This window comes from Arthrobacter monumenti, assembly GCF_054511255.1.
Genome location: NZ_JBTNCY010000001.1, coordinates 66,985 through 82,353 on the forward strand (window position 1 = coordinate 66,985; position 15,369 = coordinate 82,353).

Below are 15,369 nucleotides of genomic sequence, written 5' to 3' on the forward strand. Positions count from 1 at the left end.
CGGTTCTTCCAAGGTTGATCAGACAGCGTTCACTCAGCATACTGACTATAGGGCGAACCCAACCAAAGGAGCGTGGCACTAATGAAGGCATGGACGCGTTTACCCGACTGGATCATTATCGTCGGCGGAATCATCGCCGCATTTTCCCCGTCGTTCTTTCCCACCACTCCGGCTTCTGCCGGCGCGCTGGCACTCTTGGGCGGGCTACTCGTATTGGCGGCCGTAATAAACCTCGCCGCTCCCAACGCTGTCTCCGTGTTCTGGTTCGAGGCCGTATTTGGATTATTGCTGTTTCTGACACCCTGGGTTCTCGGCTACACAGCAAACGCAGGCTCTGCCTGGATCGCATGGCTGATAGGCCTGACAGCGTTCGTCATTGGATTGGGATCCGCCATCCGCGGCAAGAAGGTTCACCGCCAGGAGACGGGACCTCCACGGGCAGCGTAGCGGCGGAGAGTCAGGAGTCGGCGTCCACTTTGTTGACGACGTCGTATATCAGTTCGCCTTCAGCGGCCCTGACGCCGTCGGTTGGTTTGTGCGCCGTCGTCCTTCCCTTGGGCATGAGGTGCCGGACATCGAGTCCATCAAGCAGGACGCCGTGGTCTGAGATCAAGCGCCGATGGCAGCGCCACCAGAGGGTTTCGCTGCACATGATCGCCGTACGGCGTTCACTTGCGTCAGCGATGAGCTCAGTGAGGGCAGCAAGAAATTCATCGGAGCGCATATACCCTGCGTAGGCCCGGAACGACTCATTCCGCAACGCCATGTCCGGCGAATCCGGCAGGAGTTTCCGGAAACCGCCGAGCCGCTTCTCCCATCGGTAGTCGATCCCTGCTGCCGGCAACCATTCCTGCATGCGGTCCTTGCCAAAGTGCGGGTGCTTCCGGCTTCCAGGACCAATCCGGACGTCCACGAGTGACTGGACGTCGTTATCGTCGAGCAGTTGTGTAAAATCCCACTGTGGCGCTGCTCCGTGTCCCACTGTGAACAGTAATTGTCCCGTGGTAGTCATATTCCACTCCTGGCCGTACCCTCCGAGTAATCCTTACGACGATGCTGGGGCAGCCTTGAGACTCAACTTGCCCTTTGCCGTGGAGCACGGAATCCATTGCGCGTGTCCTGTACTGAATTCCAAACGGTGCCGGTACAAAACGTTCCGGCCGGTAACCAGTACGAAGGCATCCAGCATGTCGTCCTTCGATGCGCCCTCTCCAAGTTCGTCCAGCCCGGCAAGGAATCGCACAGAGATCTCCCCTGGTGCCCGCGACAGAATCTCGCCGGGCAACGAATGCGCGGGGCCGTCTTTCCTCGGAATGATCTGAAGCTCGGCTGAAAGCAGGTCTTCGGCAGGTTCACCTGCTGACTGGTCCCAGGTGAATCTGCCCATGAGCTCCAGCTCTCCGGTGAACAGGATAGCCGACCGTTCACATACGAATTGCATTTCGTCCATTTCCAGCCGATCTGTTCGTTGTTCCCATGCTTTATCCACTATCGTTCCTAAACGTTGCAGCACTCCCCCGAAACCAAATTTCCTGCTGTCCTCCCAGGCCCGCGCGCTTAGCTTTTCGGCGAAGACATGGTCAGTGCACAGTTCAATAATTGCCGCAGCCGCAGCTTCTATATCTCCCCGCGGCACCAGGAAACCATTCACACCGTCTTCCAGCACGTCTTCGGGGCCGTAGCGGATATCGTATGCGACGGGAGGACAGCCGAGGCCCTGACTCTCCAGCAGCGCCAGCGGTTGGCCCTCCTTGTTACTGGTCAGCAGGGAAAACGCAGCGGTCCTAAACTGCGCCGAGGCCATCGGCAGATACCCATGCAGCTCAACGTTCTCCTGCAGCCCCAGATCCTCGATATGCTCCTGCAACTCCTGACGCTGCCTACCCGTCCCATAAACGTCCAATTTAACCGTCGGTACGGACCGTCGGACGATACTAATTACGTCGATGGCCGCGCGGACGTTCTTGACTTCCTCAAGCCGGCACACCATGACGCCCCGGTGGGGGGTCCGTTGCTCGAATGGCGGTAGCGCATCGGCACGCGGTGAAGGGTTGGACAGGCAGAAGAGATTATTCGCAGTCCCATACCTGTCGATGAAGTCCTGCCTATGGCGTTCAGTCAGGAAGAGCAACCCATCCCACCGTTGGGAAAACTCTGTCAGCTCGCGCCGTCCCGGAGCCAGCTTGCCCCTCAACGGGTCTCCGCCACCGGAAATGTGACTGTTATGAAAGACGGCAAACTTCATGATGTGGTCGGCGTCGAGCGTGCCCACATGTTTTATGGTCTGTTGACTATCGACGATAAAGACGCTGGGCTCGCCACCCGTCAACTCCACCATCCAAGCTTGATAAAACTCGTGCCGGCTGGCAAAAGCTGCGACGCACCGGCCCTCGTTGTCGAGCAACGAGATCGAGCGTCCCTCCCCACTGCCGGCTTTCGGCTTGGCCTCCTCGACAAGAAAGGGGCTGCCATCCTTCCGAAAGTATTCGCGCCGGATTTCCGTCTCGGCATCGAGGGTGCGGACCACCCGGCAAAAGACCAATCCCTCAGCGTCCCGGACTGTCTGGGTTTGGACGTCGCTCAGTGGAGCCAGCGACTCACCCGCGTTTTGCCCCGCGATGGACGGGCGGCCAGTGAGATCCCTGGAGCGGTAATCATGATAAATGTTGACGATGTCCCGGCTGTCGACAATGTGTCCGGCACGCAGCAGGTTCGCGCAAATATCCTCGTAGTTCGGTTGGAAGTCGAACGTGATAACCGGGGCATGGATCCCTGCAAGCTGCCGCATTGTCCGGGAACGCGTCAGACACATCGTCGTCATGCCGCCAAACTCCGCGCCGACTCCCCACGTCACCATAAAGTAGCGGAATGGGGGAAGGTTTACGCTGATGGGCACACTAATTCCTCTCGACGAATCACCGTCCAGCATACTCAGTTGGAATGTTGTTTAATCCAACACCACTTCGACAGCCCGGAGGAACCGCTGCATGCTCGCTCCCGGGGTGGTGTCACCGAAATGGTGCTCCACCTGAGCGAGCTGCTCTTCGGGGGTTCCTTCGCTCATCAGTCGCCCAATGATTTGGCCCACATCCTGAGCTTCCGACGCCGGCATCAGCCGCAACGCACCGGCCAGGCCGTCCGGATCCACTTTGGCATTGGGCTCGGACGGCTTGGTCACAATCATAGGTTTACGGGTGGACAGCCAATCGGCGGCCATGGCCGAAATATCGACAATGCCGACATCGGCAGCGTCCATCGGCCAGCCGAACTCCCGTGCATCGTCCACAACGTGGTGGGCACCCGAATCGGCTTCATTAGCCTTGACAATGGCAGATTTAATCGCCGCTGAAACAACCGCCTGGCGCTTGTCCCGTACCCCGACCCTGGGATGTGGTCGGTAAACGAGGCGGAAGCGGGGATCCGCCAGTAATTCAGCAACTATAGTTTCGCCGTGCGAAACGATGGAGCCGTAAGCCATGGCCGCCCGGTCTCCCTCCCAAGTCGGAGCGTACAGAACGACTGTCCGGCCGTCGTCGGGCATTGGCCGCCGGTTCCTCGGTACGTCCAGTTGGGGCCGGCCAATTTCCAGAAGATGCCCGACGTCGAAATTCCGAAGTTGCCTCTGGATGCGGTCTCGTGACGCGGCGCCGGCTACAAATGCGTAGTCGTAGGCCTTCAACTGATTCGATGCCATAGACGTCTTATCGCTCTCGCCATGGCTTAAGTGGATATGGATAGGCTCACTGAAACGCAGCGGTAAGAAATTCTCCTTGTTGTTGTTCACATAAAAAAAGATCTGTATCGGATGGGAACCGAGGAAGCGCTCCTGCTCAGGCATGTTAGTGGCCAGTACGATCGGTAAAGGACAGTCAACGATCAGGTCGAGAGCGGCCCGCGGTGAGCGGACCAGCAGAGCAACGGGATGGGATTCCGACAGCCGCCGCATGGGCTCATACCACTGGCGTACCTGGTACGCGTTGATTCGTTCGTCGGCAAAGTACAGGCCACATTCAACGCTTCCCGCCATCGGGAGTTGACCAGCGAGCTGGTGCCTGGCCTTCGCTTCAAGCCATACATTCGCTGCCCGCCTGAGGATAATGGTGGCTCCCCGCGCAGACTTCTTCAACAGTGACATGCCAGACCTACTCGTCCGCCGCTTCCCCGGCGCTGGCATGGAACTGATGGTTCACAAGTTTCTTCCTGCGCTCGGTAATCAGGTCGTGAACGGTTGAGACGAAGATGTCCGTTGAATCTCCCTTGGCAAGGTCACCAAAGTAGAATCGCCGCACCTCTGCACGTTCTGCTGAAGACTTATCCTGTTCCAACGCAGTGGCGATCAACCCATACGCTTCGTTCACAGACTCCCCGTCGATTACCGGGCAGGAACGGGCGACCGGCGCGTCGCGCTCGAGGCAAAGCCTGTCCGTTCTCCGGTCGGTAAGGACCAGCGGCCGTTCAGGATAAAGGTATAGAAAATCCAAACCAACGCTGGAAACATCGGTTACCAACCCATCGACGCTGCCGAACATCGCAAGAATGTTGCCTTGCTCAGAGATTATGTGCGGGGTCTGACGGTCAATATTCGCTTCTTCGATCGCCCGGACAATATCTTCGTGTGCCTGCGCAACATCCCGGTTCGGGCTTGACGCAATACGGGGATGCGGTTTGTAGACCACGCGCGTATCGGGGAGGGCGAGCAAGACATCTACGATTTGCTGTCCATACACATCCAGCGATGTGTAATTGTTCGACTCATTTTCGCCTTCCCACGTTGGCGCATACATCACAGTCCGCAATGCGGAAGGTTCGAGCTCCGGGGGGAAGTCGAGGTCCAGTTGTGGCCGTCCCACCATCACGAGCTTCGATTCGTCGAAATCGAGAAGGACTGAACGGTGTCGCTCCAATGCCGCAGGACCGGCGATAAAAACCTTGTCGTACGCCTTGACCTGATTGGACACCATGGAAAGCTTGTCGCTTTCACCGTGATTGACATGAACGTGGACCATGCGGGCGAAGGTCAGCGACTGGAAATTGTTCACGCCATTATTGACATAGATGCCAAGGGAGTAGTCGTTGGCGTCGAAAAGTTCCATGACATCGTCGAAACGGCGGGCGAAGATCATTGAAAGGGTTGTGTGTTTCCGTAATTCACGCAGCGCACCAACCTTGCGGAAAACAAGCAGGACCTTGTGATCACGGTTAAGACGCTCGAGCACGGGAAGCCATTGTTCGAGCTGATAGGCCTTCGCCGCGACGTCGCCGAAATAGACGACGACATCCGCGGGAACAGGTATGCCGTGTATTTCGTGGTTGGATCGGGACGCACCCCGCAAACCCATCCAGTTGCGCAACCAGATGCCAGTCGGTGACGACACCGCCACTTGCACCTTTTTACCGATCCAGTCCTTCAACTCATTCCTCTAATTCGAAGTTCGCCCTGCTGCTGCATCACTCGTGCAACATAAGCCTTTCGCTTCACGTTACGGTAGCAGGCCCGGCCACTTGCCACGTACGCTTAGCAAAACATCAACAGCTTTCACGCGTGGGGAGTTCCCGGTTTCCCATGACTGATGCCGTCCTTCCAACTCAACCAGTCTTATACTGTCTCGAAAGGTGATCATTGCGTGCCTATTTCCACTGAAGTACCCCGGCGCATCCTGAATCGCATCAGCCGGCATATTCCGGCTCGAGGTACCGGCGGTGGACCGAACAGGCCCGGCGACGCGGTAGCCCGCTCCAAGCACTTTGTCGTCACATGGGCAATTCCAGACAACTATGGCGGCATGACGAACGCGTTGTTCCATCGTTCCCGCGCGCTTGCGCGGGAGGCCGGCCTGAACGTTACGGTACTTACCTTCGACTGGCGTCCGAATTACGACGATGCACGGGAAGCGCTGCAGCGCAGAGGTGCCCTCGCCAAAGGCGTTGAGCTGCTGAACATGTGGGAGTGGCTGGCGGATCTAGACGATAGGCACCTTCGTGCTCTGGGCGACAGGCAAAGCGGGGAGGGCTTTATGCCCCTGGACGCACCGGAAAGACCAGATCAGAATCGAATGGATCGTCGAAGGCGTTACTCCCAGGACGGGAAAACTCTTCTGCAGCAGGACTATTACCGCCAAGACGGTTCGCTGCTTGCATCAGATCGTTTCGACGTAGCAGTAACCGAAGGAAAAAAGGCAGCCCGCCGGATTTTCATCTGCGATAGCTCAGGAAAGCCGGTTAGAACGTTGACTAACACGTCGGCTCTCTATCACTTATGGCTTGACCAGCTCACGGCCGGTGATGACGCTTTCATGATCGTCGACAGCAAGTTCGCCGCTGACTTCATTGCGCAATACCGCCGTTCGAATGTCACCACGATGTATATGGTCCATGGCGCGCATATTGATTGGCGGGTACGTTCTCCCTATGCGCCATTGAGCCGCGTGCGCAGGGACGCCTTTGCAGGTTTGGAACGGTTCGACGGGGTCGTGCTCCTAACCGATCGTCAGAAGTTCCATACAGCGGTGCGTTTGGGTGACTTTGGGAACCTGACTGTCATTCCGAACAGTTGGAACCCCGGTTCCCAAAAAGTCGAAACGAGGGAACGGGATGAAGCCCGCGGGATCATCGTGGCAAGCTTGGACACCCGAAAGCAGGTTGACCATGCCGTCAGGGCAGTATCAGCGCTCAATACTCCCAAAAGTGTTTCATCCCTGCATATCTTCGGTTCAGGTTCTCAAGTTGATTCCTTGAGCCAGTTGATTAGCGACAGCCAGATGGGCAAGTCCATCCATCTGGAGGGGTTCACAGACAATGTGGCTGGCGAATTTGCGAGGTCCTCATATTCCTTGCTGACGAGCCACTCTGAGGGATTGCCACTGGTTATTCTCGAATCCATGGCCATGGGTTGTATTCCCATTTGCTACGACATGAATTATGGGCCCTCCCAAGTTATTGACCATGGAGTTAACGGCTTCCTGGTTCCCCTGGGTGACGAAGAGGCGCTCAAAGAAACAATCAACGACTTTCTGCGACTACCTGCTGCGGAGAAGGCCGCCATGCGGGAAGCAGCCGTCAAGAGGTCTGGCGACTTTTCCGACGAGGCAACCGTACCGCTTTGGCTGGCCGCCCTCGACCACGCCAAACGATGGAAAGCCGGCCTTGATTGGAAGGGCTCCATCGAGGCGGAGAATGGAGACACTGCCGTGAGCGGAAATCGGCTGGCCATCAATTGCAGTGTCCGTTTCGAAGCACCTCCGGCTCTTGTCGGTGTTCCGGCATTTCCCATTACGATAGCGCTCCGTGAGCGCGGCGGTAAGGAACTCTACCGGTCCAATACCAATGCCGTTGCTCGCGAAACAGACACTTATTTTCGTGTATCGGCGGAGTGGCCGGCGGATATTCTGGTCGGAAATAAAAAGGCGGTCTATGACGCATTCGTCGAGATACTGGGAAGAGATGGACTGCAATCTGCCCGCGTTTCAACGGGCAGCATCGACGACGGCGTCGACGCCTACTCTACGATCCATGGCAACTTGAGTTTCCGAGTCTGACGGTCCCTGGCCACATCCGGAGTTTACGGACTGCTTATGGCAACAACTTCAGCAAAGTTCGAGGGCGAGCCCATACACAGTCGATCCCTAAGGATCATGTAACCCCAGCCACCACGCGGGAGAATATTCGCTGATTACTGCCGGTGTCCCGGTAGGTCAAGAACCGGTCCGCACGCTGTTGATACCGGGGCTCCATTTCACAATCAGCAGCGAGCGTGGTCCGTACCTCCTCAATTAGCCCATTGATGGTGCCGTGAATAGGACCCGGTAACTCGACATCCAGGTCCAGATGAGATCCCCACGAACCGATAAATTCTTCCCGGTCAAATTGGTAATAGATGACAGGCTTATGCAGGAAGCTAAAATCAAAACCAACACTCGAGAAGTCTGTGATCATTATGGCGCTCTGTTTTAACAGATACTGAACATCAATTTCCCCCTGTGCGACCACTTTAAAAGGCATATCCATGAAATAATCGCGATATTTCTGCATGTTAGGGTGGAGACAAAATATGATATCCAAGTTGTAGTTTGCAGCAAGGACGCGCAGTCGCTCATCACGAAGAAGTCCATACCAAGCGTGGAAATACTTGGACTCCAAAAACCGCCCTGCATCTCCCAACCAATCCCGCCACGTAGGCATGATTAGTAGTTGCTTAGCTCGTACATCGACATCGTGGGTGAGTAAGGCGTCGAACCGCGACAAGCCCGTGATGGCAACCTCGTCCGGCCCGTAGCCAAAGTCCGACACAATGATCTCTTTTTCCCGTACCGAACTGACCAAGAACAGATCGGTCTCGAATCCGGGAGCATCCTTGCCATAGTTAGGGACCATCCATTTCGTTCCCATCACACCGTGCTGCAAGAATATCTTCGTCCCGCCTGCGGCGCTTTTAATGAGCGGGGCGCGGCTGGGATAGAGATAGTCAATATGGTGGGAACCAATAAACCGCTCTGCTTTGAAGAACAATTCAATATGCTCTTTTGACCGAAAATGGACAACGTTTTCGTGGCCGACTAGGTTCTTCGTCTCAACAGATTCTGTATTGATGACATAGTATGCGTTGATTTCAGGATGGTTCTTGGACACGTACCGGAAAAAATGAAGACCATTGTCTTGTGCCTTGTAGGGAAGTTCGCCAATGAGCCAAACCCGCTCAAGTGGATGAGCACTTCTTGAGAAAGTGGAAATTCGCTCCCTAAGGTGCTGATGCGCTGCGCGATCGAACACTTCCACGACAAACGACGATTTGTCGGACTTTGGAGTGTAGTAGTGGTGAATCGACAGCGTGGTGTCGTTGCTCTCCACCCATCCTTGCGCATTTTCGATAGGGATGGGCTGGCGTGCTCGGCCCAAACGGGCGCGATGTGGTTGTCCCTCTCCAAGCGCTGTTGTTTCAAGCCAAGCACTGAGGAAGACGTCAGCACTTGGCTTATTTTCTCCGAGGAGCCGACTCAATGGAAGTACGACTTCAAAGGTGTAATGCCGCAGTCCAAACCTTGACGAAGTCCTCTCATCATCGATCTGAGGCACACAGTCGGCAGATAGCCTCTGTCCACCGACACTGCTGATCAGCAGCAGCCGTGAGCCAGTAATCACCCGATCACCAGTCTCCATCTCCCCCTCAAGTTTGAGCTTGCCATCTTGGATGCCTAATGAATTCAGATGAATATTGCCATAGCCTCGCAACTCGCGGTTTACTGCAATGACGAGGTTCCCATCACGGTTCACATACGCCTTCCTTCGCTGATCCGCCGCTGAAACACTTGGCAGGGAACCGAGATGTGTATGTTGAAATCCTCCCAGGCGAATGCGTGCCCGAACCATGCCTTCGGGCCCCTCGGTCCGGGCAGCACCACTGCACCCCGGGCCTGCCGGTTGCTCGCTGCTGAAGCGGCTGCCAATTGGCCGGGAGGCGACTCCGGCCCACAACAACAGGGATTCCATGCACTCAACCTCGAGGAACAGCGTGACATTCGGTTGTGGATTGTTCAGTGCCGGCTGGTCAAGGGTCTGCTCGGCTCCATTGGACGGCATTGCTGATTTCACGTCGACTGGCGCTGTGACTCCACTGCTTAAGTTGTTGAATCGGCCCATTAGGTCCAGAGTCAGCTCGAAAGATGATCGGACTTCGCCTCCCGGAGAATGTTGAGGCTTTTCGAAGGCGTCGCTGATGTGCACCCATCCGGATCCATGCTGGCGAGCCCATAATGCCACCACTCGCGCACCGCGGGCCAGAGTGATTGCAATGTGGATTTTTGCTTCGTTCTGGTCGACTTTTAACGATTGCCGCAAAGGCCCACTCGTGGCTCGGTCCATTCCAACGAGTATCGGGCCCTCTGCCCTCCCAGAACCCAGGCGTCCAAGCAGACTCTTGATCCGTCGAATCGATTTCACTTCAGAACGACTTCGATAGAACCCAGGAACCCTTGTGCGCCTGCACCTGGGATCGTGACTCCAATCCAGTACTCAACGTGTTCCACCAGGTTGCGCGGCACTGCCTCATTAGCGGGCCATTCGAACATGCGGCAGGCATGGTCCGCGCCGGAATTAGTCTTGTCAGGCAAAACCACTGATTCATCCCCCTTTGTAAGGACGTTCACCGTCCCACGTTGAAGTAGCAAACTAAAGCGATCCACGTAAAGAGGCGCAACCAACTCCGCCATCGCGACTCTCCTGCACGCATACGATTGCACGACATTCCTCGACTAGTGTCCACCCAAATCCCGGAAGAAACCAAGGTCTCCTTGGAGGAGCCGGGTCAACGACACTTTCAGACCTCTACGTTAGACTGGGGCTCGCCGTCACCGAGAATGCGATACCGGGCAGCCCGGGCTCATTCGGTGCCTGTTCAGAGCGCACGGCGGCCACGTTAATCGGAGGAAGTATTGGGTAGTCGCAACTACGTTAAGCTTGTCGGGGACAAACTCTCCAAAGCCAAGCGGTATGAATCGTACGCTTTCTGGAGCACACGGCCGGTTAAGGAAAACACGGTCGTGTATGAGTCCTTCTCCGGAAATGGAATGCTGTGTAACCCTGAGGCGATATTCCAAACTTTGTTGCGCGATTCTGACCTACAACATCTGAAACATATTTGGGTGCTTGCCAACATGGATCGATATAGGTCCACAATTGAAATGTACCGGAACTACCCAAATGTGGTTTTCGTCGAATATAAGTCAGATAAGTATTATAAAGCTCTGGCCACTTCCCAGTACCTAATCAATAACGCAACGTTCCCTTGGCAATTCAGCAAGAGGGATGGTCAGACATATATCAATACATGGCACGGTACCCCGTTGAAGTGTATGGGATACGACGTTCCAGGCGGTGGACCGGACACGAGGAACATTATCCGGAACTTCGTCGCAGCAGACTTTCTGCTCTCAGCGAATGAGTTCATGACGAAGCAAATGTATTTGGATGGATACAAGCTTAAGAATATATTTCAAGGGCGGATTATCGAGGAAGGTTATCCTCGAATCGATTATCAATTCACCCCAAGGAAAGACGCCGGCGAATTCCGTCGACGGATGCAGTCAAGTGGAGTCATTCTTGACGACCGCAAAGTTATTCTATACGCGCCCACGTGGAAGGGTGAGTCCTTTTATCGGCCGCTGAATGATGCAATCGCTCTCAAGCGGGTCGTTGAGCAACTTGAGAGCCGGATCGACACTTCTAAGTACAGGGTTCTCCTCAAAACGCACCAAGTCGTATTTCAGGAAATGGAGACTATCCCAGAACTCGCTGGCTATCTGGTTCCAAATGAGATTCCGACCAACATGGTGCTGGGTGCCACGGACGTTCTCATAACCGACTATTCAAGTCTTTTTTATGATTTTCTCGCATCAGGAAAGCCGATTCTGTTTCATCTTCCCGACTTGGACCAGTATTCCGCCGGTCGTGGCCTCTACCTCTCCACAGATGAACTGCCAGGTCCACTATCCAATCATGTTTCCGTACTGGCCGACAATGTAAATGCCCTGGATGAAGCAGGGCCGGCACCCTTTGCCGATGAGGCCCTATCGCGTAGATACGAGTGTGCCAGGCAGCGGTTCTGCGGGCACGAGGACGGTCAAGCAGCGGCGAGGGTTGTCGACATTGTTTTCAAGAACGACAACACTTACGAGGTCTACGACGACTTTTCAGACGGTCGTGAATCAATCCTCATTTACCTCGGTGGGATGCAACCGAACGGCATTACGACGTCGGCGCTGAATTTACTGAACAATATAGATCATGAGCGATACGACGTCTCTGCGTTTTACTCGTACAGCCGGACCCACGCCAAAAAAGCAAGTGAAGCGGCAATCAACGACAATGTCCGGCTCTTCCCCCGGGAAGGAGGCCTCAACGGCAATAAGCTCGAACACTGGTTTGCCAAACGGCATCAGGGCAAGGGACGGGGCGTCTCGTCCACGGACCATGCTCCTGATGCCCGAATCTGGAAAGACGAGTGGAGTCGTTGCTTCGGTAATAGCAAATTCGATTACATAGTCGATTTCAGCGGTTATGGCCCATTCTGGGACTACATACTCCTTAATGGTGACGCAAAAACCCACTCGATCTGGCTGCACAACGATGTTCGCAACGATTCGGAGCGGACCGTCGATGGCAAGCGGCCGCTCAAGCGAGGCCTCGAAGCCGTGTTTTCGACCTTTCCGCGGTTTGACCGGCTCGTTTCTGTGTCGGAAGCTCTGAGGGAAGTGAACCAGCCAAAGCTGGCAGAACACGCACCGGCCGAGAAGTTTGTTGCTGCTGCGAATACGGTCGATGCACAGAAAGTCCGTCGACAGGCATTCGGCGACCCCATCTCAATAGACAGACTCAATGAGCCAGCGCCTATTGTTGATCCGATACGAAATCTGCGGGACGCTATAGTCTCATTGAAGCAGACCTATCCGCTGGCAACTGTCTCCAATGAGGTGCAACGCCAAAAGGTTGTGGACACCTACATGCCAGAGCGGGACGGCGTGACCACGTTTGTCACCGTCGGCCGGCTGTCGCCGGAAAAGAACCATGCCCGGCTTCTGCGCGCATTTGCGGCAGTCCACATTGAGAACCCCGCGACCCGTCTTGTCATCGTCGGCAGCGGACCATTGGCTGCATACCTGCGCGACGTCGCTGCCCATTATGGGCTCAACCGTTCCGTTACATTTGCCGGTCAACAGCCGAACGCGGCCGCCCTCATGGCCGCGGCGGATTGCATGGTGGTATCAAGCGACTACGAGGGGCAGCCGATGGTCATTTTGGAAGCCTTGATTCTGGGGCTGCCGGTTCTGACCACAGCATTCGGTTCAGCAAAGAGCGCTCTGCCTGATGGGATGGGGCTAATTGTCGAACAGGATGACGAAGCGCTCGCAGAGGGCATGCGTAAGGCTATCCAAAGGGAAATTCCCACCGGGTTCTTCGATGCGGATGCCTACAACAGGCGGGCGATGGACGAATTTTACCGGGCAATTGGGGCAGTGAACGGAGCTTAGCCGCCAAACACCAGGCCCCTCCAATATGGAAACCCTAATCATGTGAGGGCTGCCTGCGCGGACTCTATCCGTGGATACCGCTGAAAGTGCCCCGGAGCGGATCCTTTGTTGCTGGACCACCCCGGGGCATGCATGACATCACGGTGAAACGGCGGGCTATTCGGCGCTGACGATCATTCCCGCAGCCACCGTGCTGTACGTAGATTCATCAATCAGGATAAAGCCACCGGTCAGTCTGTTGCGGTGATACTCGTCCGCAAGCAGTGGCTTGGTGGTCCGCAAGCGGATCCGCCCGATCTCGTTCAGCTTGAGCTCTGTTGCCTCTTTGTTGCGATGCAGAGTATTGATGTTGAGCTCGTAGTGCAGATCCTTAATCATGGCCCTGGCGGACTGCGTGGTGTGCTTGATGGCAAGTTTCGTGCCGGGCACGAGTGGAGCGTGGTCCATCCAGCAAATCATTGCCTCTATGTCCTGGGTAACATGTGGCTGATTGTTCGGCCGGCTAATCATGTCACCGCGCGAGACATCAATATCGTCCTTCAGCCGCACCGTGACGGACATCGGAGCGAATGCCTCTTCGAGCGGCCCATCAGCGGTATCAATCGACTCGATCTGTGAAGGCAACCCACTGGGTAATACGATGACATCGTCACCGGGTTTCATCACTCCGCCAGCGATGCGGCCGGCGTAGCCCCTATAGTCGTGGAAGTCGTCACTCTTGGGGCGGATAACATTCTGAACCGGGAAGCGAACGTCAACGAGGTTCCGGTCACTCGAAATATGAACGTGCTCCAAGTGATGCAAAAGAGACGGACCCTCGTACCACGGCATGTTTTCCGAACGTGAAACAACATTATCGCCCTTAAGGGCAGATACCGGAATGACAGTCAGGTCGGCAATATTGAGACGGGTCGCGTATTCTGCGAAGTCCCGTTCAATCTCCTTGAAAACATCCGCCGACCAATCGACCAAGTCCATCTTGTTCACGGCCACCACCATATGTGGAACCTCTAAGAGAGAAACCAGGAATGCGTGACGGCGGCTCTGCTCCACCAAGCCCTTGCGTGCGTCCACCAGGACGATGGACAAATCGGAGGTGGAGGCACCTGTGACCATATTGCGTGTGTACTGGATGTGACCCGGAGTGTCCGCAATGATGAACTTGCGCTCCGGCGTGGCGAAATAGCGGTACGCAACATCGATGGTGATGCCTTGTTCCCGCTCAGACCGCAGGCCATCAGTATAAAGCGACAGGTCGGTATAGTCGTCTCCACGGGCGCGACTGGTTTTTTCCACAGCCGCCAGCTGGTCCTCGAAAATTGATTTCGAGTCGTGAAGCAACCGGCCTATCAAGGTGCTCTTACCGTCGTCAACCGAGCCAGCCGTTGCAAATCGCAGGAGGTCCATTTAGAAATATCCTTCTTTCTTGCGGTCTTCCATGGCCGCTTCGCTAACTCGATCATCCCCACGGGTGGCGCCGCGCTCGGTAATACGTGATGCCGCCACTTCGTCAACGATGTCTGCAGCCGTCGTCGCTGAAGAGCGAACTGCTGCAGTCAGGCTGGCGTCACCGACGGTCCTGTACCGCACAGTTTCGATGAACGTTTCTTCACCCTCTTGCGGTTGGCAGAACCTGTGAACGCCCATCAGCATGCCATTCCGCTCAAATACCTCGCGCTCGTGGGCGAAGTAGATCGACGGGAGATCAATGTTCTCGTGCTCGACGTAGCTCCAGATATCCAGCTCAGTCCAGTTGGAGAGCGGGAATACACGGATACTTTCGCCAGGGTGAACTTTAGTGTTGAAGAGGTTCCATAGCTCCGGCCGCTGGTTCTTCGGATCCCACTGTCCGAACTCGTCCCGGAATGAAAAGACCCGCTCTTTGGCCCTGGCTTTCTCCTCATCCCTGCGCGCTCCGCCCATGAGGGCGTTGAATCCGTGTTTCTCCGCCGTCTGCAGGAGGACCGGCGTCTGGATGCGGTTGCGGGAGCCATTGCGCTCCTCCGCCACGATTCCCCTATCAATGGCTTCTTGAACTGACCCGACTACCAGATTCAGACCCAACCGCTCGACTTCCTGATCCCGGAACTCAAGGACTTCGTCGAAGTTATGCCCGGTGTCCACGTGGACAATTGGGAAGGGTACTGCGGCAGGCGCAAAGGCCTTCACCGCCAGGTGAAGCATCACCATCGAATCCTTGCCGCCGGAGAACAGCATCGCTGGTCGTTCGAGTTCGGCGGCGACCTCACGAATGATGAAGATCGCTTCCGATTCGAGCGCCTTGAGTTGGCTCAGATTATATTTAGAGCCGCTAGCGGTACTCATGTGTGCATCCCGTCCGTCTCTCAAC

At 55.7% G+C, this 15,369-nt stretch carries 11 protein-coding genes; 3 read left to right on the forward strand and 8 right to left on the reverse strand.

What is annotated here, in order from left to right; all coding sequences use genetic code 11:
- Positions 1–81: 81 nt before the first annotated feature.
- Positions 82–447: an SPW repeat protein gene (locus ACX80B_RS00290; protein ID WP_459291868.1), complete on the forward strand. Its 366-nt coding sequence runs from the start codon at positions 82–84 to the stop codon at positions 445–447.
- 10 nt (positions 448–457) lie between these two features.
- On the opposite strand, the gene ACX80B_RS00295 is transcribed toward ACX80B_RS00290, so the two are convergent.
- Genes ACX80B_RS00295 through ACX80B_RS00310 form a run of 4 tightly spaced genes read right to left on the reverse strand, consistent with a single transcriptional unit; the run spans position 458 to position 5,375 of the window.
- On the reverse strand, positions 458–1,012 hold the full coding sequence (locus ACX80B_RS00295) for a DUF488 domain-containing protein (RefSeq protein ID WP_459291870.1): 555 nt from the start codon (positions 1,010–1,012) through the stop codon (positions 458–460).
- Between the two features lie 33 nt (positions 1,013–1,045).
- Complete coding sequence (locus ACX80B_RS00300; protein ID WP_459291872.1) at positions 1,046–2,896, reverse strand: glycosyltransferase; 1,851 nt, start codon at positions 2,894–2,896, stop codon at positions 1,046–1,048.
- A gap of 51 nt (positions 2,897–2,947) precedes the next feature.
- Positions 2,948–4,135 (reverse strand): CDP-glycerol glycerophosphotransferase family protein, encoded by a 1,188-nt coding sequence (locus ACX80B_RS00305; RefSeq protein WP_459291874.1) that lies wholly within the window; start codon positions 4,133–4,135, stop codon positions 2,948–2,950.
- 7 nt (positions 4,136–4,142) lie between these two features.
- Positions 4,143–5,375 carry a CDP-glycerol glycerophosphotransferase family protein gene (locus tag ACX80B_RS00310; RefSeq protein WP_459291876.1) on the reverse strand — a complete coding sequence of 411 codons (1,233 nt, stop codon included), beginning with the start codon at positions 5,373–5,375 and terminating at the stop codon, positions 4,143–4,145.
- Between the two features lie 249 nt (positions 5,376–5,624).
- On the opposite strand from ACX80B_RS00310, the gene ACX80B_RS00315 reads away from it, so the two are divergent.
- Positions 5,625–7,535 carry a glycosyltransferase gene (locus tag ACX80B_RS00315; protein ID WP_459291878.1) on the forward strand — a complete coding sequence of 637 codons (1,911 nt, stop codon included), beginning with the start codon at positions 5,625–5,627 and terminating at the stop codon, positions 7,533–7,535.
- Positions 7,536–7,629: 94 nt separating this feature from the next.
- Here the strand turns inward: ACX80B_RS00315 and ACX80B_RS00320 are convergent, their stop codons facing one another.
- Positions 7,630–9,855, reverse strand: a complete 2,226-nt coding sequence (locus ACX80B_RS00320; protein WP_459291880.1) for a CDP-glycerol glycerophosphotransferase family protein — start codon at positions 9,853–9,855, stop codon at positions 7,630–7,632.
- A gap of 74 nt (positions 9,856–9,929) precedes the next feature.
- Entirely contained in the window at positions 9,930–10,202 is a 273-nt protein-coding gene (locus tag ACX80B_RS00325) for a hypothetical protein (protein ID WP_459291882.1), read from the reverse strand.
- A 222-nt stretch (positions 10,203–10,424) separates the two neighbouring features.
- Between ACX80B_RS00325 and ACX80B_RS00330 the strand changes: the two genes are divergently transcribed.
- Positions 10,425–13,019 (forward strand): CDP-glycerol glycerophosphotransferase family protein, encoded by a 2,595-nt coding sequence (locus tag ACX80B_RS00330; RefSeq protein WP_459291884.1) that lies wholly within the window; start codon positions 10,425–10,427, stop codon positions 13,017–13,019.
- 156 nt (positions 13,020–13,175) lie between these two features.
- Here ACX80B_RS00330 and ACX80B_RS00335 read toward each other — a convergent pair whose 3' ends face one another.
- Both ACX80B_RS00335 and cysD read right to left on the reverse strand, forming a co-directional pair.
- Entirely contained in the window at positions 13,176–14,426 is a 1,251-nt protein-coding gene (locus ACX80B_RS00335; protein ID WP_459291886.1) for a sulfate adenylyltransferase subunit 1, read from the reverse strand.
- Entirely contained in the window at positions 14,427–15,344 is a 918-nt protein-coding gene (gene cysD, locus ACX80B_RS00340) for a sulfate adenylyltransferase subunit CysD (protein WP_459291888.1), read from the reverse strand. It abuts the gene before it with no gap.
- Positions 15,345–15,369 lie beyond the last annotated feature (25 nt).